The 24,263-nt window shown below is 65.4% G+C and carries 19 protein-coding genes; 14 read left to right on the top strand and 5 right to left on the bottom strand.

What is annotated here, in order from left to right; translation table 11 throughout:
• The first annotated feature begins 682 nt into the window (after positions 1–682).
• From tolQ to HZB49_RS16080, 12 genes are all read left to right on the top strand, one after another.
• Entirely contained in the window at positions 683–1,381 is a 699-nt protein-coding gene (tolQ, locus tag HZB49_RS16135) for a protein TolQ (protein ID WP_291613044.1), read from the top strand.
• A gap of 46 nt (positions 1,382–1,427) precedes the next feature.
• Positions 1,428–1,895 carry an ExbD/TolR family protein gene (locus tag HZB49_RS16130; RefSeq protein ID WP_291613042.1) on the top strand — a complete coding sequence of 156 codons (468 nt, stop codon included), beginning with the start codon at positions 1,428–1,430 and terminating at the stop codon, positions 1,893–1,895.
• A 1-nt stretch (position 1,896) separates the two neighbouring features.
• The gene (locus HZB49_RS16125) at positions 1,897–2,817 is read left to right on the top strand and encodes a cell envelope integrity protein TolA (RefSeq protein WP_291613041.1); all 921 of its coding nucleotides are present in this window, start codon (positions 1,897–1,899) and stop codon (positions 2,815–2,817) included.
• A 39-nt stretch (positions 2,818–2,856) separates the two neighbouring features.
• Positions 2,857–4,215: a Tol-Pal system beta propeller repeat protein TolB gene (gene tolB, locus HZB49_RS16120; protein WP_291613039.1), complete on the top strand. Its 1,359-nt coding sequence runs from the start codon at positions 2,857–2,859 to the stop codon at positions 4,213–4,215.
• Between the two features lie 186 nt (positions 4,216–4,401).
• Positions 4,402–6,729 (top strand): EAL domain-containing protein, encoded by a 2,328-nt coding sequence (locus HZB49_RS16115; protein ID WP_291613038.1) that lies wholly within the window; start codon positions 4,402–4,404, stop codon positions 6,727–6,729.
• Between the two features lie 161 nt (positions 6,730–6,890).
• A complete protein-coding gene (locus tag HZB49_RS16110; RefSeq protein ID WP_291613035.1) occupies positions 6,891–7,643 on the top strand; it encodes a hypothetical protein in 753 nt (250 codons plus the stop codon).
• A 303-nt stretch (positions 7,644–7,946) separates the two neighbouring features.
• Positions 7,947–8,435 carry a peptidoglycan-associated lipoprotein Pal gene (gene pal / locus HZB49_RS16105; protein WP_291613034.1) on the top strand — a complete coding sequence of 163 codons (489 nt, stop codon included), beginning with the start codon at positions 7,947–7,949 and terminating at the stop codon, positions 8,433–8,435.
• Positions 8,436–8,600: 165 nt separating this feature from the next.
• On the top strand, positions 8,601–9,683 hold the full coding sequence (gene ybgF, locus HZB49_RS16100) for a tol-pal system protein YbgF (protein ID WP_291613032.1): 1,083 nt from the start codon (positions 8,601–8,603) through the stop codon (positions 9,681–9,683).
• A 46-nt stretch (positions 9,684–9,729) separates the two neighbouring features.
• Positions 9,730–10,752 (top strand): tRNA lysidine(34) synthetase TilS, encoded by a 1,023-nt coding sequence (tilS, locus tag HZB49_RS16095; RefSeq protein ID WP_291613030.1) that lies wholly within the window; start codon positions 9,730–9,732, stop codon positions 10,750–10,752.
• Between the two features lie 260 nt (positions 10,753–11,012).
• Positions 11,013–12,935, top strand: coding sequence for an ATP-dependent zinc metalloprotease FtsH (ftsH, locus tag HZB49_RS16090; protein ID WP_291613029.1), 1,923 nt, complete (start codon positions 11,013–11,015; stop codon positions 12,933–12,935).
• Between the two features lie 223 nt (positions 12,936–13,158).
• A complete protein-coding gene (locus HZB49_RS16085; protein WP_291613026.1) occupies positions 13,159–14,379 on the top strand; it encodes a glycosyltransferase family 87 protein in 1,221 nt (406 codons plus the stop codon).
• A gap of 179 nt (positions 14,380–14,558) precedes the next feature.
• Positions 14,559–15,233, top strand: a complete 675-nt coding sequence (locus HZB49_RS16080; RefSeq protein WP_291613024.1) for a TetR/AcrR family transcriptional regulator — start codon at positions 14,559–14,561, stop codon at positions 15,231–15,233.
• Here the strand turns inward: HZB49_RS16080 and pyk are convergent.
• A complete protein-coding gene (gene pyk, locus HZB49_RS16075) occupies positions 15,230–16,660 on the bottom strand; it encodes a pyruvate kinase (protein WP_291613022.1) in 1,431 nt (476 codons plus the stop codon). The genes HZB49_RS16080 and pyk overlap by 4 nt on opposite strands.
• Positions 16,657–17,232, bottom strand: a complete 576-nt coding sequence (locus HZB49_RS16070; RefSeq protein ID WP_291613020.1) for a DUF1036 domain-containing protein — start codon at positions 17,230–17,232, stop codon at positions 16,657–16,659. The genes pyk and HZB49_RS16070 overlap by 4 nt, the downstream gene beginning before the upstream one ends.
• Positions 17,233–17,408: 176 nt before the next feature.
• Here HZB49_RS16070 and HZB49_RS16065 point away from each other — a divergent pair, with 176 nt between their 5' ends.
• Both HZB49_RS16065 and HZB49_RS16060 read left to right on the top strand, forming a co-directional pair.
• On the top strand, positions 17,409–17,714 hold the full coding sequence (locus HZB49_RS16065) for a DUF1244 domain-containing protein (protein WP_291613018.1): 306 nt from the start codon (positions 17,409–17,411) through the stop codon (positions 17,712–17,714).
• 188 nt (positions 17,715–17,902) lie between these two features.
• Positions 17,903–18,172 (top strand): DUF2312 domain-containing protein, encoded by a 270-nt coding sequence (locus HZB49_RS16060; protein WP_291613016.1) that lies wholly within the window; start codon positions 17,903–17,905, stop codon positions 18,170–18,172.
• Positions 18,173–18,313: 141 nt separating this feature from the next.
• Here HZB49_RS16060 and HZB49_RS16055 read toward each other — a convergent pair whose 3' ends face one another.
• The 3 genes from HZB49_RS16055 to HZB49_RS16045 all read right to left on the bottom strand — a co-directional run bounded on the left by HZB49_RS16055 (position 18,314) and on the right by HZB49_RS16045 (position 24,138).
• Positions 18,314–19,912: a DUF882 domain-containing protein gene (locus tag HZB49_RS16055; protein WP_291613014.1), complete on the bottom strand. Its 1,599-nt coding sequence runs from the start codon at positions 19,910–19,912 to the stop codon at positions 18,314–18,316.
• A gap of 267 nt (positions 19,913–20,179) precedes the next feature.
• A complete protein-coding gene (locus HZB49_RS16050) occupies positions 20,180–22,309 on the bottom strand; it encodes a L,D-transpeptidase family protein (RefSeq protein WP_291613012.1) in 2,130 nt (709 codons plus the stop codon).
• A gap of 344 nt (positions 22,310–22,653) precedes the next feature.
• Positions 22,654–24,138: a sigma-54 dependent transcriptional regulator gene (locus HZB49_RS16045; RefSeq protein ID WP_291613010.1), complete on the bottom strand. Its 1,485-nt coding sequence runs from the start codon at positions 24,136–24,138 to the stop codon at positions 22,654–22,656.
• Positions 24,139–24,263 lie beyond the last annotated feature (125 nt).

Genomic DNA, 24,263 nt, shown 5'->3' with positions numbered 1-24,263 from the left:
CGCAGCCCGTCTCGGCGGCTGGAATTGCTACTACAAGCCACCCGGGCCAAAAACCATGCGCGACGGCTGGACCCGTCTCGCCGCAACTCTCGAGGGCTATGCACTTGCCGCTCAATGCTAAAATCCGGGAATCCCCTAGCTGTCAGAGAGAGGGCCGACGAAGATGCAAGACCCGGGCGAAAACCAGTCGCGGGAATGAGAGCGCTTGTTCTTTCGTCGCCCCGGCGAAGGCCGGGGCCCATACGCCGCAGCGGAGATCGGTTTGCGCGATGGCGGTCGGCTTTCCCTCAACAACGCCGGCCGGTGGTTATGGGCCCCGGCCTGCGCCGGGGCGACGCCTTGGATGTCTCTACCCCCGGTTCCGCTGCACTGTAACCCGCTGCCTGCGGCCACATTTCCCGGCCGCAATTCCCCTTTGGTAACCTCGCGTTAACCCAGATTATCGTTTGGTTAGGGTGGCAAAGTCGCGTGGATCAGCCTTCGTTTTGACATGTTGGCAGGGGAATCCGGACCCGGCTTTGGACGGGCCCCCAAACGACACAATGAAGGCTCTCGCGCTGGTGCAAGTCGCCACGTCGACGCGTGGCTGTGGAGCCGGCAGCCATTTGCTTCCGGAAGAGACAGGGGTGGGGCGCGACGGCACTAGCAAACGTCGTCCCGTTCGGTTGAGAGGATACCGCTGATGGATACCGCCGCCTTGCCGATGCCGGCTGCCGACGTATCGCTGATCGCGCTGTTCCTTCAGGCCCACTGGGTCGTGAAGGCGGTCATGCTCGGGCTGCTCGCCTGCTCGGTCTGGGTCTGGGCGATCGCCATCGACAAGATCTTCCTCTATGCGCGCACCCGCCGTGCCATGGACCGTTTCGAGCAGGCCTTCTGGTCCGGCCAGTCGATCGAGGAGCTCTACCGGGCGCTGTCGGCCAAGCCGACGCAGTCGATGGCGGCCTGCTTCGTCGCCGCCATGCGCGAATGGAAACGCTCCTTCGAGAGCCAGTCGCGCTCCATTGCGGGCCTGCAGGCCCGGATCGAGAAGGTCATGAACGTCTCGATCGCCCGGGAAGTCGAGCGGCTGGAGCGGCGGCTGCTGGTGCTGGCGACCGTGGGGTCCGCCGGGCCCTTTGTCGGCCTGTTCGGCACGGTCTGGGGCATCATGTCGAGCTTCCAGTCCATCGCCGCCTCGAAAAACACCTCGCTGGCGGTGGTGGCGCCCGGCATCGCGGAGGCCCTGTTTGCCACGGCAATCGGCCTGATCGCCGCAATTCCGGCGACAATTTTCTATAATAAGTTCATCTCGGAGGTGAACCGCCAGGCCCAGCGGCTGGAGGGGTTTGCCGACGAATTTTCGGCCATTCTCTCGCGCCAGATCGACGAGCGCGGATGATGCCGCAGCGGTATTATATGGTGGTAACGGCGGTGAGCACCATATCATGGGCATGAGCGCAGGAGGCTCTTCGGGCGGCGGCCGCCGCGGAGGCCGCAAGTCCGTGATGGCCGAAATCAACGTCACGCCCATGGTGGACGTGATGCTGGTGCTGCTCATCATCTTCATGGTGGCCGCGCCCCTGATGACGAGCACGATCGACATCGACCTGCCGATCGCCCGGGGCGGCAACGCGGCAGCTTCCAACGCGCCGCCGCTGACGCTCTCGGTCAAGCGCACCGGCGGCAGCTGCAATTCCAACGTCGAGCTCTATCTCGGCGATACCCCGATCTCGAGCGCGGAGCTGCTGCCGAAGATCAAGGCCATCCGCGAGACACGCACGGAAGCGGACAATGTGGTCTTCCTGCGCGGCGACCGCGATGTCTGCTACACTGACATGATGAAATTGTTGGGGAACATCAAGGCCGCCGGGTTCAAGGCCAATATCGTCATCATTCCCGAGCAGGGATCCTGAGGTGAAGTTCAAGGTCGACAAGACGGTGCTGGCGTCGGTGGCCCTGCACGTGGTCGTGCTGGGGGCGGTGCTGCTGTCGTTCTCGACCAGGGCGCTGGAGGTGAGGCCGGAGGAATCCGTCGGCGTCGACATCTCGCTGGAGTCGCAGGTCGCGGCCGGCATGAAGACCGGCAAGAAGGAAGAGAAGAAGCCGCTGGTCGAGAAGGTCGCCGAGGCGAAACCCGTGGACGACGCCGTCGGCAAGATCAGCGAGAAGCAGCCGGTCGTCACCGATACGGCGCCGGCGCCGCAGCCGAAGGCCGAGGAGAAGGCGGTCGAAAAGAAGCCCGACCCGCCGAAGGTTGCCGAGAAGCCGAAGGAAGAGCCGAAGCCGGAGGAGAAAAAGCCGGAGCCGGCGGTCGATCCGATCGCGGAAGCGATCAAGAAGGAACAGAAGAAGCCGACGCCGCCGAAGCCGCCCGTGCAGGCCGCCAAGCCGCCGGAGCAGCAGAAGCCGAAGGAGCGCGTGTTCGACCAGTCGAAGATCGCAGCCCTGATCGACAAGCGCGATCCGGCCCGGCAGGCCGCAACCGGCGAGACGCTGAACTCCAATGCGTCGCTTGGCATGTCCAAGGGCAGGGCAGGCGACAATTCGGCGACCTGGGGCTCGATGTTCCGCCGCCAGGTGGAAAACTGCTGGAAGAAGCCCTATGGCGGCATCGAGCAGGAGCGGCCGGAAGTCGCCTTCAACATCCGCCTGAAGAAGGACGGCACGCTGGAGGCGATGCCCGCGCCCGACGGCACGCCGTCGACGCCCTATGGCCGCGCCTATTCGGAAAGCGCGTTGCGCGCGATCATCCAGTGCCAGCCGTATAATTTGCCCGCGCAGTTCTTCGACGAATGGAAGTCCTTTACGCCGGTCTTCCAGGAGCGACCGATCTGAACTCAGGCAGCGCCCATTAATTCCAAGTTGAAGTGACAGATGACCGACCAACACAGACTGCGCGACATGCTCCTGCTTCCCAACCGCCGCCAGATCATTTCCGCAATGGCGGCGCTCGGCGCCGCCGCTGCGATCTCCCCGCGTAGTGCGCTGGCGCAGAAGCGCATCACCATCACCGAAGGCGACTTCGCGCCGCTGCCGATCGCGATCCCGAATTTCGTGGCGGGCACGCCGGCCGACGGCGAGGTCGGCGTCGGCGTGACGCAGGTCATCGCCAACAATCTCAGGCGCAGCGGTCTGTTCGCGCCGATCGACCAGGCCGCCTATATCGAAAAGGCGATCAACGTCGACATCGCGCCGAACTTCCAGAACTGGAAGACCATCAATGCGCAGGCGCTGGTGACCGGCCGCATGACGCGCCAGGGCGACGGACGGCTGAAGGCGGAATTCCGCCTCTGGGACGTCAACACGGCGCAGCAGCTCGCCGGCCAGCAATATTTCACCTCGCCGGAATCCTGGCGCCGCATCGCCCACATCATCTCCGACCAGATCTATGAACGGCTGACCGGCGAGAAGGGCTATTTCGACAGCCGTGTCGTGTTCGTCGACGAGACCGGCCCGAAGGAGCGGCGCGTCAAGCGGCTCGCGCTGATGGACCAGGACGGCGCCAACGTGCGCTATCTGACGCGCGGCAGCGATCTCGTGCTGACGCCGCGCTTCTCGCCGTCGAGCCAGGAAATCACCTACATGGAGTTCGGCCAGGGCGATCCGCGCGTCTATCTCTTCAACATCGAGACCGGCCAGCGCGAGATCGTCGGCAATTTCCCGGGCATGTCGTTCGCGCCGCGGTTCTCGCCGGACGGCCAGCGCGTGATCATGAGCCTGCAGCAGGGCAGCAACTCCAACCTGTTCGTGATGGACCTGCGCTCCAAGACCACGACGCGCCTCACCGATACGCCGGCAATCGACACCTCGCCGTCCTACGCGCCCGACGGCTCGCGGCTGTGCTTCGAATCCGACCGCGGCGGCAAGCCGCAGATCTATGTGATGGCCGCAACCGGCGGCCCGGCGCAGCGAATCTCCTTCGGCGAGGGCTCCTACTCCACGCCGGTGTGGTCGCCGCGCGGCGATTACATTGCGTTTACCAAGCAGGGCGGCGGGCAATTCGCCATCGGCATCATGAAGACCGACGGTTCGGGCGAGCGCATCCTCACCGCGGGCTATCACAATGAGGGACCGACCTTTGCGCCGAACGGCCGCGTCGTGATGTTCTTCCGCGAGCCCGGCGGCAATTCGGGCCCGTCGCTGTTCACGGTCGACGTTTCCGGGCGCAACGAGCAGCGCGTGCCGACGCCGGGTTTTGCCTCCGATCCCGCCTGGTCGCCGCTGCTATCGTGATGCGAGCGTGAGCGGGCGCGCCCCGGCCCCAATCGTTAATCGGCAAACATTGCCTAGTGTGCTGATTTTCCGCGCAGATTTTCGTTTTGCGCGGGAAAAAACAATAACTCGCTAACCCTGTTCCCTCAGAAAGACTTCATCTGCGCTCGGTAGAACTACGTCCCAAACAGGACGCGTGCGCTGCCGATGCAGTTGGTCGACCCGAAGAAGCGAAGCAATCAGGAAGAGCTGGAGCCGGTTCTCTATGCCGCGCTGATCGATTCCATGTGCCAGAACTTCTGGCCCATGATGCTCGGCACGCTCTGCACCGCGATCGGCGCCGTGCTCACCGCGATGAAGACAGGCAACGAACTGCTGTGGCCCGTCGCCGCGACGATCGTCGGCATCGGCACGCTGCGTGCCCTGCAGATGCGCAAATTCGAGCGGCGCACCCAGGTGCTGTCGTACGAGCAGGCGAGGCACCTCGAGCCGCGATACGCCGTCGGCGCCATCGTCTATGCCGGCGTGCTCGGCGCCTGGTGCTTCCTGACCATCGTCGGCAACGACGATTCGATTGCGCATATGCTGTGCGTCGCGGTGACCGTCGCCTACACCGGCGGTGCCGCCGCGCGCAACTACGGCCGGCCGAAGCTGGTGCAGCTCCACGTCCTGTTCGCCTGCGGCCCGATGTCGGTGGCGCTCGCCATGCATGGCGGTTTCTACTACATCGGCCTTGCCGTTCTGCTGGTGCTGTTCTTCTTCGGCCTGAAAGGCATCAACCTCAGCCTGCACGCCATCTTCGTCAAGGCGCTGACATCGAGCTTCCGCGAGGCGGCGCTTGCCGGCCAGTTCGACACCGCGCTCAACAACATGCCGCACGGCCTGTGCATGTTCCGCTCCGACGGGCGGCTGGCGGTGATGAACCACCGCTTCAGCGAGATGATGAACCTGTCCGACGATCCCGTGCAGCGCGGCGCCAGCGCTTCCGACATCATCGATGCCTGCATTGTGGCCGGTTCGGTCTCGGCGTCGAGCGGCAAGATGATCCTGGCCGAAATCGAGAACACCCGCGCGCGCGACATGATCACCACGGATCCGGACCCGGTGCGCGGCCGCTCGATGTCGTGGACGTTCCAGCCGATGGCCGGCGGCGGCGCCGTCGTGCTGCTAGAGGACATCACCGAGCGCCGCAATGCGGAGGCCCGCATCAGCCATCTTGCACGGTATGACGAACTTACCGCGCTGCCCAACCGCGTCAATTTCCGCGACGAGATCGGCCGGCTGCTGGCTACCCAGCACGGCAGCGACCACATGTCGGCGCTGCTGTTCGTCGACCTCGACCAGTTCAAGCAGGTCAACGACACGCTCGGCCATCCCTGCGGCGACCAGCTGCTCTGCGCGGTGGCCGATCGCCTCCGCGAGATGCTGCGGCCGGAGGATTTCGTTGCCCGCTTCGGCGGCGACGAATTCGTCGTGTTCCAGCAGAACATCCATTCGGCGGAAGACGCCGCGGGCCTTGCCCGCCGCATCGTCGACCGCCTCAGCGAGCGCTACAAGATCGACAACCATCTGGTCGAAATCGGCGCCAGCGTCGGCATCGCCATGACCGCGCCCGGCGTTTCCGCCGACACGCTGCTCAAGAATGCCGACATGGCGCTGTACCGCTCCAAGGCCGACGGCCGCGGCACCTATTGCTTCTTCCGCGACGAGATGGCGCAAACCGTCGAGGCGCGCCGCATTCTCGAGCTCGACCTGCGCAAGGCGCTGGCGAACGAGGAGTTCGAGCTCTACTACCAGCCGCTGGTCAACCTGAAGTCCGGCAAGATCTCCACCTGCGAGGCGCTGCTGCGCTGGAACCACCCGGTGCGCGGCACGGTGTCACCGATCGACATCATTCCGATTGCGGAGGACATGGGCCTGATCGTCGATCTCGGCCGCTGGATCCTGCGCAAGGCCTGCATGGAATGCATGAAGTGGCCGGCCGGCGTTTCCGTCGCCGTCAACTTCTCGCCGCAGCAGTTCCACCAGCGCGACATCCTCAGCGAAGTCCGCTATGCGCTCGAGGTCTCCGGGCTGCCGGCCGAGCGGCTGGAGATCGAGATCACGGAATCCTCGCTGTTGCGCAACACCCAGCTCACCCACGACGTGCTGGCGCAGCTGCATGCGCTGGGCGTGCGCATCTCGCTGGACGATTTCGGCACCGGCTATTCCAGCCTGAGCTACCTGCACAATTTCCCGCTGCAGAAGGTCAAGATCGACCGCTCCTTCCTGGAGGGCATCGATTCCGACCGCCCGCTGACCCTGCTGCGCGGCGTGGCGCGGCTGTCGGCCGACCTCGGCATGGCCGTGGTGGTGGAGGGCATCGAGACCAACGAGCAGCTCGAGCGCATCTCGACCGACGGCACGGTGACCGAGGCCCAGGGTTACCTGTTCAGCCGGCCGGTGCCGGCCGTGCGCATCCGCCAGCTCCTCAACGCCTCCCACGGCCGCCGGCCGGAAGAGCCACCGCTGCACCTCGTCAGCTCCATCGCCTGAACCTTCGACGAAAGGATAGCGCGCCCGGGAGTTCTACGGGGCCCTAGTAGTTAACCCTAACATCGCTATAGCTTTGCAATTTCGTTAAGAAGCTGTTAAGGTTTTAACTCACTCGCGTTAGTTGAATGGGCGTCGCCTTGGAAGTCGTAAGGAGTAGAGGAATGCAGTCCCCGGCCGAAAGTCGCCCCACGGCCTTTGCAAGGGGGGCAGATCTTCTTGAACATATCGACTACCGACTGGCCCAGACCCGCGAGGAAAAGGAAGAAATCTACAATCTCCGCTACCGGGCCTATCTGCGCGAGGGTGCGGTCAAGGAATCGCCTGCGCAGCGCGTCACCGACCAGTATGACGACCTGCCCAATTCCTGGACGTTTGGCGTCTATCTGCATGGAGAGCTCTACAGTTCCGTCCGCATCAGCCTCCTGACCTCGGAATGGCGGCAGTCCTGCTCCGCGGAAGCTTTCGGCGAGATCCTTTTCCCCCTGCTCGACCAAGGCAAGGTCATCGTCGATCCCGCCCGTTTCGTTGCCGACCCGGACAAGGTCCGGCGGCTGCCGGAACTGCCCTATGTGACGCTGCGGCTCGCCTATATGGCCTGCGAATATTTCAACGCCGATCTCGGGCTCGCCATCGTGCGCGCCGAGCACCAGGCGTTCTACCGCCGGGTCTTCCTGCATGAGACAATTGCCGAGCCCCGCATGTTCCCCGGGCTGCTCAAGCCGGTCGGGCTGATGGCGGCGGATTTCCCCCGCCTGAAGGAAAAGGTGTTCGAGCGCTACCCGATGATGCGCTCAACCGCCTTCGAGCGGCGCATGCTGTTCGACCGCCCGGGCTATGCCCAGGTGCGGACCGAGGTGCCGGCGGGCTTCATGGTCGCCTCCAATGAAGTGACCTCGATCGTCCCCCAGACCTAGCGGCCAAACATTCATCTAGCTGAATGGCGGCGGCTCCCGGCTGCCCGAAAACGTTGCCGTCTTGCCGCGGTCCCGGAATTTCGACCGAAACGCCGCCGGAACTGGCAATTCCGGACCCCGCGACGGCTTGCCTCCACCGTCGCGCCATATTTACAAATGATTAACTATCGCGGTCGCTTTTCGCCGATTGCCGGCATTTGAACGGTGACGGCAAGACCCCATCAAGGTTGACGGAACGTTCGCTTAACCAACGCCCTGTAGACCGGATGACAGTACCGAGAACGTGAGCGTGGAGGCTCCGGAATGAGAAACCAGATGCGTATCCTCCAGGGTTTGAAGCTGGCCGCCGTGCTGGCCGTGGCGCTGACCATGGGCGCCTGCGCCAACAAGAACGTCGGTTCGGATGCGATGGCGAGCGCCGCCACTCCGGGCAGCCAGCAGGACTTCGTGGTCAATGTCGGCGACCGCGTCTTCTTCGAGAGCGACCAGACCGAATTGAGCCCGCAGGCGATCGCCACCCTGGAAAAGCAGGCGCAGTGGCTGCAGACCTATAACCGCTATGCCTTCACCGTCGAAGGCCATGCCGACGAGCGCGGCACCCGCGAATACAACATCGCGCTCGGCGCCCGCCGCGCCCAGTCGGTGCGTTCGTTCCTCGCCTCGCGCGGCATCGACCCGAGCCGCATGCGCACCATCTCCTACGGCAAGGAGCGCCCGGTCGCCGTCTGCAACGATATCTCCTGCTGGTCGCAGAACCGCCGCGCGGTCACTGTGCTGAACGCCAGCTCCTAAACTGTTCGAGCTTGCGGTGAGTTGGTGGCCGGCGTCCCTCGGGGCGCCGGTTTCGTTTTGTTGACCTGACCGGCGCCGAACCCCCTTGGTTTCAGTCACAATTCCGGCGTACTCCCTCCCTCATGTGATTCCCGCTTGTCGCGCCGATTTCGCCGCCAGGACACCATGTCACCCAGACTTCATCTGACTTTCCGCGCCGTGGCTGCCGCTGCGGTCATCGCCATTGCTCCGCAGGCCTTGCTTGCTCCGACCCTGGCCCAGGATGCCGACCTCGAACTGCGCATCCAGCGGCTGGAGAACCAGCTCCGTCAGGTCACCGGCCAGAACGAGGAGCTGCAGTACCGCAACCGGCAGCTCGAGGAGCGCCTGCGCCAGCTCGGTGCCGCTCCCCAGGGAGCGCCGGGCGCGCCGCCGCCGGCCGCCCAGCCCAGCGTCGCGGCCGCGCCGCCGGCCCAGGCCAACCCGGCCTACCGGCAGCCGGCCTATCCGCAGCAGGGTGGCTATCAGCAGCCGCAGCCGGGTTATCCGGCGGCCCAGCCGGGCTATCCGCAGCAGCAGGGCGCCCTTGAGCAGCCGCAGATCGCAGCCCCTGCGCCGATCGTGCAGGAGCCGGCGGTGCCCGCCGCCGGCAACCGCCGCCGCGGCGATGCCTTCGACCCCACGCAAAATCCCAACGCACCCGGCGTGCCGAAAGCGCTCGGCGGGGGCCAGATGCCGATCGGCAACGAGGCCGCAGTCGGCGCTCCCGGCGGACGCGGCCCCGGCGAACCGCTCGATCTCGGCAGCATCAGCCCGCGCCCGCCTGGCGGGGCTGCGCCGCCGGCGCAGGCGCCCACCGCTTCATTGACGACGCTGCCGCCGTCGGCCACGCCGCGCGACGAATTCGATCTCGGCATCGGCTACATGCAGCGCAAGGACTATGCGCTGGCCGAAGAGACCATGAAGAATTTCGCAGAGAAATATCCCAGGGATCCGCTGGTTGCGGATTCGAAATACTGGCTCGGCGAGAGCTATTTCCAGCGCCAGCAATATCGCGAGGCCGCGCAGGCCTTCCTCGGCGTGACCAGCGATCACGAGAAGTCGGCGAAGGCCCCCGACGCGATGCTGCGGCTCGGCCAGTCGCTGGCGGCGCTGAAGGAGAGGGAGGCGGCCTGCGCCGCCTTCGGCGCGGTCCTGCAGAAATATCCGCGCGCATCCGCCGGCGTGAAGGCGGCCATCGACCGTGAGCAGAAGCGGGTAAAGTGCTAAGCAATCGATGACGGAGCCCGGCGGGCTCCCACATCGACGGCGGCGCATGGGCGACGAAAACTCTCCGATCTCGGCAGCGCGGGCGCGAGCGATTTTCGCGCCTTGGAAGACCGTGCCGGCGGTCGTGCTGGCCGTCTCCGGCGGGCCGGATTCGGTCGCGCTGATGTGGCTGGCGGCGCGCTGGCGCAGCAAGCTCAAGCGCGGGCCGCGGCTGATTGCCGTCACGGTCGATCACGGCTTGCGCAAGGAGGCAGCGCGTGAGGCGCGCGACGTCAAGCATCTCGCGCGCACGCTCGGGATCGAGCACCGCACCCTGCGCTGGCAAGGGACAAAGCCGAAGACGGGCCTGCCGGCCGCGGCGCGCGAGGCGCGCTACCGCCTGCTCGCCAAGGCCGCGCGCTTGAGCGGCGCCAGCCACGTCGCTACCGCCCACACGCGCGACGACCAGGCCGAGACGTTGCTGATGCGGCTGTTGCGCGGCAGCGGTGTCGCCGGGCTGTCGGCCATGTCGGTCGAGACCGGGCGCGAGGGTGTATGGCTGACGCGGCCCCTGCTCGAAGTTTCGAAGGCGGAGCTGATCGCAACGCTAGAGGCGGCCGGCATCGTCTTTGCCGACGATCCCAGCAATCGCGATGTCGCCTTCACCCGAGCGCGGCTGCGCGCGCTGATGCCTGCTCTCGCGGAGGAGGGTGCCGATGCCAGGACGCTGGCGCGGCTGGCTTCGCGGCTCGCGCGCGCCAACGCCGCCGTGGAGGTGCTGGCCGATGGCGCCGAACGCTACCTCTCATTGACGGATCGCCGCGCTTCGCTCGGCGGCTACGATGCGCAAGCATTCGCAGCACTGCCCGAGGAGATCCGGCTGCGGCTGCTCAAGCGCGCGATCGATCGATACGGCCATGAGGGCCCTGCGGAACTCGGCAAGATCGAGGCCCTGCTGGCGGCGCTGGATCGTGCGATGGCAGGGCGGCAGGCCAGGCTGAAACAGACCCTTGCGGGCGCTGTAATCAGCCTTTCCAAGGGGCGAATCCTCGTCCAGCCGGCACCGCCGCGCCGGCGGCGAACGGCGTGAACTTCCGGGCATTGTTGCGATCCATCGCGCCGACGCTTAACCACCCCCCGAAAACAGCGGCCATATCGCCATTATTTCAGCGGGAATCGGGCTAGGATGCGCTAAATAGTCCTGTCCCGTTCCCTTGGCATCAAGGGATGCGGCACCTAGATTGTACCGCAGTCGAGCGGGGGAATCCCTCGTGGCTGCCGGGGTTTACTGCCAAGGATACTTTGCCAAGGATACAAGGCCGCGATCCGCGCGACCACGAAGGAAAGTCAATGAACGCCAATCTGCGCAACTTCGCCCTGTGGGTCATCATTGTCCTGCTGTTGCTGGCGTTGTTCACGCTCTTCCAGAACCCGGGTCAGCGCGCCTCCACGCAGGACATTCCGTTCTCGCAGCTCCTCAGCGAAGTCGACCAGAACCACGTCCGCGATGTCGTGATTCAGGGCCAGGAAATTCACGGCACGTTCACCAACGGCTCGAGCTTCCAGACCTATGCGCCGAACGATCCGACTCTGGTCAAGCGCCTCTATGACAGCAAGGTCTCGATCACCGCGAAGCCGCCGGGCGACAATGTGCCGTGGTTCGTGTCGTTGCTCGTTTCCTGGCTGCCCTTCATCGCGCTGATCGGCGTCTGGATTTTCCTGTCGCGGCAGATGCAGGGCGGCGCCGGCAAGGCGATGGGCTTCGGCAAGTCGCGTGCAAAAATGCTGACCGAAGCGCATGGCCGCGTCACCTTCGAGGACGTCGCCGGTGTCGACGAGGCCAAGCAGGATCTGCAGGAGATCGTTGAATTCCTGCGCGACCCCGGAAAATTCCAGCGGCTGGGCGGACGGATTCCGCGCGGCGTGCTGCTGGTCGGCCCGCCCGGCACCGGCAAGACGCTGATCGCACGCGCGGTCGCGGGCGAAGCCAACGTGCCGTTCTTCACCATTTCCGGTTCCGACTTCGTCGAGATGTTCGTCGGCGTCGGCGCCAGCCGCGTCCGCGACATGTTCGAGCAGGCCAAGAAGAACGCGCCCTGCATCATCTTCATCGACGAAATCGACGCGGTCGGCCGCCATCGCGGTGCCGGCCTCGGCGGCGGCAATGACGAACGCGAGCAGACGCTCAACCAGTTGCTGGTCGAGATGGACGGCTTCGAGGCCAATGAAGGCGTGATCCTGATCGCGGCCACCAACCGGCCCGACGTGCTCGATCCCGCGCTGCTGCGCCCCGGCCGTTTCGACCGCCAGGTGGTGGTGCCGAATCCGGACGTCGGCGGCCGCGAACAGATTTTGAAGGTGCACGTCCGCAAGGTGCCGCTGGCGCCCGACGTCAACCTGAAGATCATCGCCCGCGGCACGCCTGGGTTTTCGGGTGCCGACCTGATGAACCTCGTCAACGAGGCTGCGCTCACGGCTGCCCGGCGCAACAAGCGCATGGTGACCCAGGCCGAGTTCGAGGAGGCCAAGGACAAGGTCATGATGGGCGCCGAGCGCAAGTCGCTGGTGATGAGCGAGGAAGAGAAGATGCTGACCGCCTATCACGAGGCGGGCCATGCCATCGTCGGCCTCAACGTCGTGGCCGGCATCCCCGTGCACAAGGCCACCATCATTCCACGCGGCCGCGCCATGGGTATGGTGAAGTTCCTGCCCGAGGGCGACCGCTACTCGATGAAGTACAAGGAGTTCACCTCGCAGCTCGCGGTGGCCATGGGCGGTCGCGTTGCGGAGGAGATCACCTTCGGCAAGGACAACATCACCTCCGGCGCTTCCAGCGATATCCAGCAGGCGACCAAGATGGCGAAGGCCATGGTGACCCAGCTCGGCTATTCCGACGAACTCGGCACAGTGGCCTATGGCGACAACCAGGAAGAGGTCTTCCTCGGCATGTCGATGGGCCGCCAGCAGAACATCTCCGAAGCAACCGCGCAGAAGATCGATGCCGAAGTGCGGCGCCTGGTCGATGAAGGCTATGAGACCGCGCGCAAGATCCTGACCGAGAAGAAGAAGGACTTCGAGACCCTGGCGCAGGCGCTGCTCGAATACGAGACGCTGACCGGCGAGGAGATCACCGACGTCATCAACGGCAAGAAGCCGAACCGCGAGTCCGTGCTGGAGCCGACCGGCCCCCGTACCTCGGCGGTGCCGCCGGCCGGCAAGCCGCGCCCGCGTCCCGATCCGGACGCTGGTCTGGAGCCGCAGCCGCAGGCGTAACTGGCCGAAAATTCCGGCAGGACGCTGACGTAAAGCCCGGCATCATGCCGGGCTTTGCATTTTCGTGGACGGCGCGCCGGCTTCGAGCGCGGGACTGAAGCTCATGTGCTCCTGAACCGGCGAAAGGTGACGTCGCGGCCGTCAACCCTTAAGAAATCTTAAATGCAGTCCGGCCTATTTCTGAAGGAGCCACGGTGATCCGCGTGCGCCCAAGGGACTTCGCATGGCCTTTCCCGCTTCAGCCCTGATCACGCCGCCCGACCGCGCGATTCCGCCGGCGCTGTTCAATGCGTGCTTCGTGCTGTTCACCATCAACGTCGTCTATTTTCCGATCGCCTGGTTCTCGCATTGGTGGATCTACGATCCCGCAGGCCTCGGCATCCCCACCGACTTCGTCAACGTCTGGGCCGCCGGCAGGCTGGTGCTCGATGGCACGCCTGCGCTGGCCTATGACTGGGACATCCAGAAGAAGATCGAGGTTGCGCTGCTGGGGCAGGATTTCGTCGGCTATTTCGCCTGGCACTATCCGCCGCCGTTCCTGTTCGTGGCGTCGTTGCTTGCGCAGTTTCCCTATGCCGTGGCCTTCGCCGGCTGGATGGCGATCAGCTTGGTGCCGTATGTCGCCGTCGTCAGGGGCATCGTCGGGCGCCCGTTCGGGCTGATGCTCGCGGTCGCCTTCCCGATGGTGTTCAACAACACGCTGGTCGGGCAGAACGGATTTCTCACCGCGGCCCTGATCGGCGGCACACTTTATCTCTTGCCGGCGCGCCCGGTGCTCGCGGGCGTTTGCCTCGGGCTGCTCAGCTACAAACCGCAATACGGTCTGTTGTTTCCGCTCGTGCTGATCGCAGCCGGGCAATGGCGCGCGTTCATCTCGGCTGCGGTGACCGTGGTCGCGCTCGCCTTCATCTCATGGCTCGCCTTCGGCACCGAAGCGTGGAGGGCATTCTTCCACTGGATGCCGATGTTCTCGCAGGCCTTCCTCAGCGAGGGCAAGGCGACGTGGTGGAAACTGCAATCGCTCTATTCGCTCATCCGCTTTCTCGGCGGCGCCGAGACGTTTGCCTGGGCGGTGCATTGGGTGTTCACGGCAGCGGTTGCGACAACGCTGGCGCTGATGTGGCGCAGCCGCGTGCCCTATACGCTGAAGGCGGCGGCACTTGCGGCGGGCACGCTGCTGATCACGCCGTATCTCTTCATGTACGACATGATGGTGTTGGCGATCCCGGTCGCCTTCCTGATCCGCCTCGGGCTCAGCAGCGGCTTCCGGCCCTACGAGCTCCCCGCCCTCGCATTAGCCCTGGCGCTGATCGTCAGCTTCATCTTCACCGGCTTCCCGGTGGGGCTGGGCGCCACGCTGATCGTCTCCGGGCTGGTGCTGCGCCGGGTCGGGGCGTGGTGGCGGCGCGAGCCGTCGCGGGCGCTGGCCCCGGCTGGAGCTTGAGGCCTTGAGGTAGCCACCTGGCTGCCTGCCAAATGGTCGTTGCGGCTCCACAAAACCGTCTTGCCAGTCCCCCTGAATAGTTGTTCAGTTCTTGATGGCGATTGATAATCAATCGCTCAAGAATTGGCGCGCGGTCTTTCCCCCGGGGGAGCGGCGCGTCGCGGGACGGGAAGCGCGCCATGGTCTATCGGCGGACCCATCAGGTGGTGAAGCGGCTGGCCGCACGGCGCAGCGCTATCCTTGCGGCTGCGCGGGATGCGGCGGCCGAAGGCGGCATGGCGGCGGTGCAGATCGCGCCGGTCGCGGTCCGCGCCAATGTCGCCGCCGGCACCGTCTATCGCTACTTCCCCTCCAAGGCCGACCTGATCTCGGAACTGATCGCCGAAGTGTCGCGCGACGAGCTCGCCGCGATCCGCCGTGCCGCGGATGCGGCGCCGGGGCCGTCATCGGCGCTGGCGGCCGCCGTTACCACGGTCGCGGTGCATGTGCTGTCGCAGCGCAGGCTCGCCTGGGGCATCCTGGCCGAGCCGGTCGATGTCGACGTCACCGCTTCGCGCCTGGCCAGCCGCCGCGAGATCGCGGGCGAGATCGCAAGCCGCATCGATGCGGCCGTGCGCGCCGGCCATTTACCGGCGCAGGACACGGCGCTCGCCGCGACCGCGCTGCTCGGCGCGCTGCATGAGTCGCTGGTCGGTCCGCTCGCGCCCGACAATCTCGAGGATCCCGCACGACTGCGCGATGCCGTGCAGACTGTGACGCTGCTCGCCTTGCGCGCCGTCGGCGTGATGGATGCGCGTGCGCGCGGCCTCGTGGTGCAGGCCGTGCTGCCGGCGAAGACGTTGGTGGGGGCTTAGGACTTCGCAGGTCCCGCGACGGTAGCGATGCGCAACATGTTGGTGGTGCCGGGAATTCCAAGCGGCACGCCGGCGACGATGATGACGCGCTGGCCGGCATTGGCAAAGCCGTCGCGAAAGGCAATCGTGCCGGCGCGGTCGACCATGTCGTCCTGGTCGTGCGCATCTTCCGCCACGACGCAGTGCACGCCCCAGACCAGCGACAGCTTGCGTCCCGTCACCATCTTCGGCGTGATCGCCACCACAGGCGGCCTCGGCCGCTCGCGCGCCACGCGGATCGCGGTCGAGCCTGAATCCGTCCAGCAGATGATGGCCGAAAGCTCCAGCGTCTCGGCGATCTGGCGCGCGGCGTCCGCGATGGCATCGCCCACCGTCGGCTCCGGCTCCATGCGCTGGGCGGAGAGCACCGCGCGATAGGTCGGGTCGCGTTCCACTTCCTCGCCGATGCGGTTCATGGTGGAGACGGCTTCGACCGGGAATTTGCCGGCCGCCGATTCCGCCGACAGCATGATGGCGTCGGCGCCCTCATAGACGGCGGTGGCAACGTCGGACACTTCGGCGCGGGTCGGCACCGGGGACTGGATCATCGATTCCAGCATTTGGGTGGCGATCACCACCGGCTTTCCGGCGCGGCGCGCCATCCGCGTCATCTGTTTTTGCAGGCTCGGCACGCGCTCCAGCGGCAATTCCACGCCGAGATCGCCGCGCGCCACCATCAGCGCGTCGGACGCATCGAGGATGTCGGCGAGGCGGTCGATCGCCTGCGGCTTCTCGATCTTGGCCATCACGGAAGCACGGCCGCGGATCATCCGCTTGGCTTCCTTGACGTCCTCGGCGCGCTGCACGAAGGAGAGCGCGATCCAGTCGATGCCGGTGGTTACCGCGACCTCGAGGTCCTCGCGGTCCTTCTGCGTCATCGCCGAGACCGGTAGATCGGTGTCGGGCAGGCTGACGCCCTTGCGGTCGCTCATCTTGCCGCCGACCACCACGCGCGTCACCGCGCGATCGGGCGAGGTCTCCTCCGCAATCAGCCGCACCTTGCCGTCGTCGAGCAGCAGCGCTTGACCGGGACGAAGTGCTGCCAGAATTTCCGGATGCGGCAAGTGCACGCGGGTCTTGTCGCCGGGGGCCTTGTCCGAATCGAGCGTGAAGCTCTGGCCGTTGTTGAGCTGCACGGCGCCGTCGGTGAACGAGCCGAGCCGCAGCTTGGGGCCTTGCAGGTCGACCAGGATGCCGATCGGGCGGCCGTAGCTGGATTCGACGCTGCGGATGGTTTTCACCAGCTCCCGCATCTTGTCGTGCGGGGTGTGGCTCATGTTGATGCGGAACACATCGGCGCCCGCCTCGAACAGCTTGCGGATCATCGCGCTGTCGGAAGAGGCCGGGCCGAGAGTTGCGAGAATCTTGATCCGGCGCAGACGCCTCATCGTTTGCTTCCCGGCGATTGCGGCAGGCCCGGTGCGCCACCCGGCGGATTGGGCATTCCCGGCAGGCCGGGGCCGCCCGGTCCGACCGTTCCCGGGATGCCCGGCACGCGCTGCGATGGCTGCTCGTTGGCTTCCGTCAATTGCACCGTCCAGGAACGCTGCTCCCCGGTGTCGACCTCGAAGAAGCCGGTGCGGTCGAAGCCGCGCGTCAGGCAGTTCTCGGTACCCTTGATGGTGAATTCCTTGTCGCGCGAGCACATGAACGCCTGTCCCGACCATTCGCCGCCGCGATCGTAATCGAGCGCGTAGATGTAGTAGAATCGCGCGACCAGATTGCCGCGCAGCAGCGTCTCACAGCTGCGCGACGACACGTTCCACCAGCCTTCGGTGGTCCAGCCGTCGGCATCCTTGTAGCCGAGCGCGATACCGACACGACTGGAGGTGTTGTTGCAGAGACGAAAATCCGCGGCCGCCGGATTGTTCCCCAGGCACACGATCCCGAGCGCCAGCGACAGGCCAAGGGCGAGTCGGGTCGGCGGGCGGATGGAGGGGGGAGAAGCGCGGGAAATCATGTCGCGAAGCTATATCAATTCATTGACGATTTCGCGTGCGGGGCTGGAACTGTCAACGCCGGGACCCCCATTTGGCGGGAATTTCGTCCCTTCAGGTGCTGTTTTGCGCTGCGATGTGGCAAAATATGTGACAATTGCTATTTCGAATGAAGCTTTCGAATGCGAGGGAAACCGCCATGGCGATCGACGACAAGACCCGCACTGAACTGGAAGCCGCGGTGTTCCGCCGCCTGGTCGAGCATCTGCGCGGCCGCACCGACGTCCAGAATATCGAGCTGATGAATCTGGCTGGCTTCTGCCGCAACTGCCTGTCGAACTGGATGAAGGACGCCGCCGACGCCAAGGGCGTGGGCCTGTCGAAGGACGAGAGCCGCGAGGCCGTCTATGGCATGCCCTACGAGGAATGGAAGGCCAAGTACCAGGGTGCCGCCACGCCCGAGCAACTCGAGGCGATGAAGAAGGTCCATCCGCACAGTCACTAGGGCTTTCCGAACGCATGGCGCTTTTCCACGGCTCTTTTTGCCGGTGTGCCTTACCTGTGGGTGCACCTGTGGATGACGCGATGCTTCCTTGACGGGAGGGCCTGAAAAAATCGAGGGTCGTTCGGAAAGCGGCGTGCTCCCCGCACGTGCGCCTGAACTTCAACCGTCAGTTCCTTCAGGAGTACACGATGGCCACCTCTGCCGCCGTCCAGGAAGCGCCCGCGACACGATTCGCCAAAGACCAGCTCAAGGCCATCATCGAGCGCATCGAGCGGCTGGAAGAAGAGAAGAAGACGATTTCGGACGACATCCGCGACGTCTACGCCGAAGGCAAGGGTAACGGCTTCGACGTCAAGGCGCTGCGCCAGATCGTCCGCCTGCGCAAGCAGGATCCCAATGAGCGGGCCGAAGCCGAGACGATCCTCGAAACCTACATGCAGGCGCTGGGGATGATTTGAGGCGGTAGCCTCGCAGCGCGCGTCATACTCACTGTGGTCCCGATGAAGGCCGGGACCAATCACCACACAATGCTTGCGATGAAAGCGCGCTGGAGTTCCAGCCTGCTCGATTGCGCACACCTGTGAGGAGGGATTTGAGCTTTACCGCAACGCGGCGGTGCGCAGCACGAACGACATCGTCTCGAGGCGCGCGGTCGACGAGCCGGTGAAGCGCTCGGTGACGAGGCCGAGCGTCGGATCGTCCGAGAAGGTCATGGCGACGATCGCCTGCGGCTTGACGAAATGCTGCCGCATCGAGGTGAGGTCGGCATCACCGAACACGGTCACCGACATCGACGTGCTCGCGCTCGGCGCCAGCATCATCACACGCAGCCAGAGCTCGTTGTTGCCTTTCGAGGCGGCGAGGCGGGCCGAGGTGGCGACCACGCCGCCAATTCCTCCGCCTTGACCGCTCTTGGCGACCACGGTGGTGACGTCGTTGAGGGCCATCGAATTGCGTGAAGGTGCCGCCGGGCGGGCGTTGCGCGGGATCGGCGCGCTGGCGGCGACGATGTTGGAACGGTCGACCGGCGAGGCGGCGGCCGGCGCATAGGCCATGGCCTTGTTGAAGGTGTCGGAGACGCTGGCAGTCGGCTGCGGGTCGGCCGAGGTGACGGCCTTGCGGGCGCTGAGGGCGGCGACCTGCGCCGGCGTGGCTTGCTGCGGGGCGGGTACGTTATCCCAGAAGCCGCGGGCATTGATGATGTCGGCGGGCGTCTGCGGTTTCGGCTCGGCCTTTTCCGCCACCGGCGCCGGCTTCGGCGCGGCGACGATCTTGGCGTCGGCGGAAGCGAGCTGCAGGGTCGAGGCGGCGGGCTTTGCGGGTTTCTCGGCGGATTTCTCTGCCGGCTTGGCCGCGGCGACGACCGTGGTCTTGACCGGCTTCTCGATCTTGGCGGGGGCGGGGGCTGCGGCCTCGTCATCCTCGTCGGTTCCTGCCGACTTGCCCTTGAACAAGGCGGCCAGGAAATTCGAGGACTTGCCGGCGACCTGCGTCTCTTCGCCATTGCCGCGGCGCTCGATGTCGGCCCGGGCGAGCTCATAGCCCTTCATTGGACCGCTGGTGGATTGGTGCACGGTGCGGCCGTCCGGAAACACCTTGGACAGCTGGGCATAGGTCATGCGCGGCCAGTGCCGCACGCTGCCGGTGTCCAGATGAATGAAGGGCGAGCCGGAGGTCGGATAGAAGCCGACGCCGCCGCGCTGCTGGCGCAGGCCTGCATGGCGAATCTGCTCAAGTGCGATGCCCGGGATGTAGAAGTCGATCGCATGTCCCAGCATGTGCTGGCTGTGACGGGCCACGCCGGAGGACCGGCGGCGGAGCATGGCGTTGGTGGCAGGGGAGCGGTAGGAGGAGATGATGTTGATCGGCTGCTTGCCGTCGACGTCGCGGTAGACTTCCCAGAGGATGTCGAACAGCCGACGATCCATCTCGGTCTTTTCCTGGCTGCGCCAGTCGCGGAGGAAGTGGTTGAGCTGTTTCAGCGCCTCTTCGTCATAGCGCCCGTTGCGCTTGAAGGTGACGGTGAGGTCTTCGTCGGAATGGGTGTGGTGGAAGGAGAGCGTGCGGGTCTCGTTCAGCGCGGTGGCGTCGCGGACGGCTCCGGCCCCGGCGAGGAGCAGCACGGCCGCAAGTCCGGCGCGGTAGCCGGCGTTTTGCGAACGGAGCGGTTTGAATTGGCGCGCGAAGACAGCCAGCACTAGAAGCCCACCCAAGAGACGACCGGTCGAAAAACCCTTTCGCAACCCCGCGAAGCGAAAGAGCGTGAACGTAGTCTTAATGCGGGAGGGTTAACCAAGCGTTTACCATCCCGCCCCCAAGTCGGCTTTAACCTAACCCGCCAAGTGTGGCGAAAAAGTGCCTTCGGCCTACCGGACGGTGGAGAATGGTTAACGTAAACGGCCCCGCTCGGGGAGCGAGGCCGTTGATCTGTCTCAGCTTTTTGTCCAGCCCGGCGCGGGCTGTGATTAACGGGTAATCACCCGGCGCTGTTGCTGCTGTTGCTGGCGCCCGACCGGGGCTGGCGGGGTCGGCGGCCCGAACAGGCGCTCGAAAAAGGATGGTCCGGAGTAGCCGTCATTGAACGCGACGTTGGACGGCAGCGAGGAGCCGTTCGGCCGCCCATAGCTCGGCGACGCGCGGGCAACGACGTTCTCCAGATCCTTGCCGCGGCTGCCCTTCAGCAAAGCGAGCATGCCGGCGTCGCGGCCGTAGATGTCCTTGCGGATCTGCAGCTTGCCGGCGTCATCCACGAATGCGGTCTGGTAGGTGATGTTGACCGGGATCGGGGTCGGGAATTTCAGGTCGATCTCGGAATGGCCGTACATGCTGCGGATCTTTTCCGGCGTGTAGCTGGCATTCGGCATGGTGATGTTGAGCAGGGTCGCGGCGTATTGATCCGGGTTCTGCACGCGCATGCAGCCATGGCTGAAGGCGCGCTCTTCCTTGGCGAACAGGTGCTTGTCCGGCGTGTCGTGCTGATAGACCAGGAACTTGTTCGGGAAGTTGAAGCGGATACGGCCGAGCGCATTGGCCTCGCCCGGGGGCTGCGAGATGTGGATGGTTCCGTCGCGGTTACGTTCCAGCCGCAGGCCCATGCGCTGCAGCACCGTGGGGTCCTGCTGCAGGGCCGGCAAATATTCGTTGTAGATGATCGACGGCGGCACGTTCCAGGTCGGGTTGACCGTGATGAACTTCATCGTCTCGGTCAGCATCGGCGTGGCATGGTTGCCCGGCTTGCCGGTCACCACGCGGGTGGTCCAGACCTGCGAACCGCCCTGCATCACCTTCAGCGTGAAATCGGGGACGTTGAGGATCACATAGGCGTCCTTGAGCGAGGACGCACCGAGCTGCCGCGGCAGCCAGCGCCAGCGCTCCATGTTGACCAGCACGGTATCGATCAGCTTGTCGCGCTTCGGGCTGTTGATCGCCTTGACCGTCTTGTCGTCGAGCACGCCGGTCGGCTTGAGGTCGGCGCTTTCCTGGAACTTGCGCACCGCGGCGGCGACCTTGTCGTCGTATCTGGTGTCGTCGGGATTCTCGGCAATTCCGAGCTTGGCGCGCAGCTGCGGCACGCGCGGATCTTCCGGTGCCACGGCCGGCTGCTTCTTGGCGGCCGGCTTGTAGGCCAGCGCCGGGCCTTCCGCGATGGTGACGACGGGGCCGTCGCCCTGGCCGCGCAGCTCGGCAAGCTTCGCCTTCAGCTCCTTGTAGAGCTTGTGCGGCGGGTTGTAGCTCTCCAGCGCCGCGGAGGCGTCCTTGGCACCGGTCACATTCGCCAGCACTTCGGCCGGATCGGTCGGATGCTCGGGATAGAGGATGTCGTAGGAAACCTGCGAATAGTGCATGCGGCCGCTCTGCGCCTGGCGCGCATAGTCCAGCATGCTGGACGTGAGCTTGAGCTCGGCATCGGCCAGCGCCTCCGGCGAGGTCGCCGCAGTGAAATCCGGCACCGGATAGTCGGAAGCGTTGAGGCCTTCGGATGAAGCGTCCTTCAGCCGGGCGATCACACCCTTGGCGGTCGCGGTCAGGCCGCCGGCCGAGGTCCACACCGGCGCATAGTCGCGCGCGGAGTAGAACTTCTCGACCGCCAGGCGCTCGCCCTTGCGGTCGAAATAGCGCAGGTTTTTCGCCGCCAGCTGTTCGCGCAGCTTGTCAGCAACCGGCTGGTCTGCGGGCGGAACGGTGCTCACCTTGACGGGCTCAACAGCGGGCGCCGTTGCGGTTGCGGGCGCAGCGGGCGTCGGGGTGGCGGTATCGGTCTTCGGTGCCACAGCCGGAGCAGCAGGCGCGGTGGCCGTGGTCTGCGCGGGTGCTGCTTCCACGGGTTTGGGATCGGTGTTCGCGTTGACCCGCGGCAGCTCGATCTGCTTCGGCGCCACCGATGCGGTCGAATCGATCTTGAAGTCGTCGGCGGTCGGCGGCGGCACGTTGGCCGGCTGCGGGACGGGGATCGCTGCTTCGATCGCGAGTTCGGCGGCGGTCCGCGGCGTAGCGGACTGGGCCAGCGCCGATGTCGCCGACACCGTGAGGAAAGTCGCCGCGACGGCCATCAATGCGCGGTCAAACCCACCACGGCCCTTCGAACTATCACGCATCGTCACACCCCCTTGGGCGAAACTGTCCCGGCAGCGAGACAGATCGACTATCGTTTGCCTCTCTGGCCAGCGCGAAAGCGCGAGCCTCGATCCTTGCAGAAGTCGCCACGCCTGCACGCAACGAGTCAACGCAGACGATACATGCGCCGTTCTCAAGCATCTACCAGAGCCCGGAGCAACTCACGACAAACTGACCTCAAACGACCCCTTTTTGTTCAGGATTGCGCGCTTTTGCCACGCTATCAGCCGTTTGTCTGTCACCTGCAAGCCACGGTTCGAAGGTTCCGGGCGCCGGTGGCGGCCCGAAAAGTGCCGCCGCCGCAGCCCCATAATTCCGGATTGTCTCAGCTCGCCTCATCCGCATTGCCGGGCTCCTTCTCCGCGGCTTCGTCGAGCTTGCGATAGAGCGTGGAGCGGCCGATCTTCAGCCGCCGCGCCACTTCCGACATCTGTCCGCGATAATGCGAGATCGCAAAGCGGATGATCTCGTTCTCGAGCTCCTCGAGCGGCCGGACCTCGCCGGCGCTGGTCAATATGGCCAGCGTGCCTGCGGTCGGCAGCGGCGTCATCGGTATTTCATTACCTGAAATCATCGCGGGCGCGGTCGAGGGCGCAACCACCAGCGGCTCGGCATGCTGGCCCGGGACCGGCGTATGCGGGCCTTGCGGGAAATCGGTGAGACCCAGCTGGTCGCCCTCGCTCATGACGACGGCGCGGTACACAGCGTTCTCGAGCTGGCGGATATTGCCGGGCCAGTCGAGCTGCGAGAGATGGGCCATCGCCTCGCCGGTGATGGCGGATATCGGCCGGTTCTCCTCGGCGCAGAAGCGGGCGAGGAAATGCCGGAGCAGATGCGGAATGTCCTCGCGGCGCTGGCGCAGCGGCGGGATCGTCAGCGGCAGCACGTGCAGGCGATAGAACAGGTCTTCGCGGAATTGCCCTGACTTGACGAGGTCGAGCAGTTTCCGGTTGGTCGCCGAGATGATGCGCACGTCGACCTTCACGGGCTTGCGCCCGCCGACGGCTTCCACCGTGCCCTCCTGCAGCGCGCGCAACAGCTTGACTTGCGCAGCCAGCGGCAACTCGCCGACCTCGTCGAGGAACAGCGTGCCGCCATGCGCCTCGACAAACTTGCCCATGTGGCGCTCGGTGGCGCCGGTGAAGGCGCCCTTCTCATGACCGAACAGGATCGATTCCACGAGGTTGTCGGGGATCGCGCCGCAATTGACCGCGACGAACGGCTTTGCCTTGCGCTCGCCGCTGCCGTGAATGGCGCGGGCGAACAGCTCCTTGCCGACGCCGGATTCGCCCTCGATCAGCACGGGAATGGTGGAAGTCGCCGCCTTCTGCGCGGTGCGCAGCACGCCCGCCATCGCCTCGGAGCGGGTGACGATGTCGGAGAAGGTCAGCCGCCCCTCGCGGCTGTGGCGGATGCGCTGCAATTCGCCCTTCAGCGCCGAAGCGTTGAGCGCGTTGCGCAGCGACACCTGCAGCCGCTCGATGCCGACCGGCTTGACCACGAAATCCTGCGCGCCGGCGCGCATGGCAGAGACGACATTGTCGATGCCGCCATGGGCGGTCTGCACGATGACCGGCAGGTTCAACCCCGCATCGCGGATTTTCGCCAGCACGCCCATACCGTCGAGGCCGGGCATCACGAGGTCGAGCACCAGGCAGTCGATGCCCTGGCCGTCGGGACCGGTCAAAAATTCGACCGCGGCGTCGCCGGAGTCGACCACCGCGGCTTCATAGCCGCACTTCTGCACCATGTTTTCAACCAGGCGACGCTGTACGGCGTCATCGTCGGCAATCAAAATGGTGACAGCCATGGCACTCCCCGCACGTTACAACTATCTGTCCCGAATCGGGGCACTGTCGCCGATGCCGATTAATGCACTCTTAAGCCTTGCCATCCCGCCGCTTTCCAAGCCCGCGATTTCCGAACACAGGTTTC

It is taken from the genome of Bradyrhizobium sp., assembly GCF_016219575.1.
GTDB lineage: Bacteria > Pseudomonadota > Alphaproteobacteria > Rhizobiales > Xanthobacteraceae > Bradyrhizobium.
The sequence above is the reverse complement of the archived record's forward strand: the minus strand, read 5'-3'. Positions and strand labels throughout refer to the sequence as shown.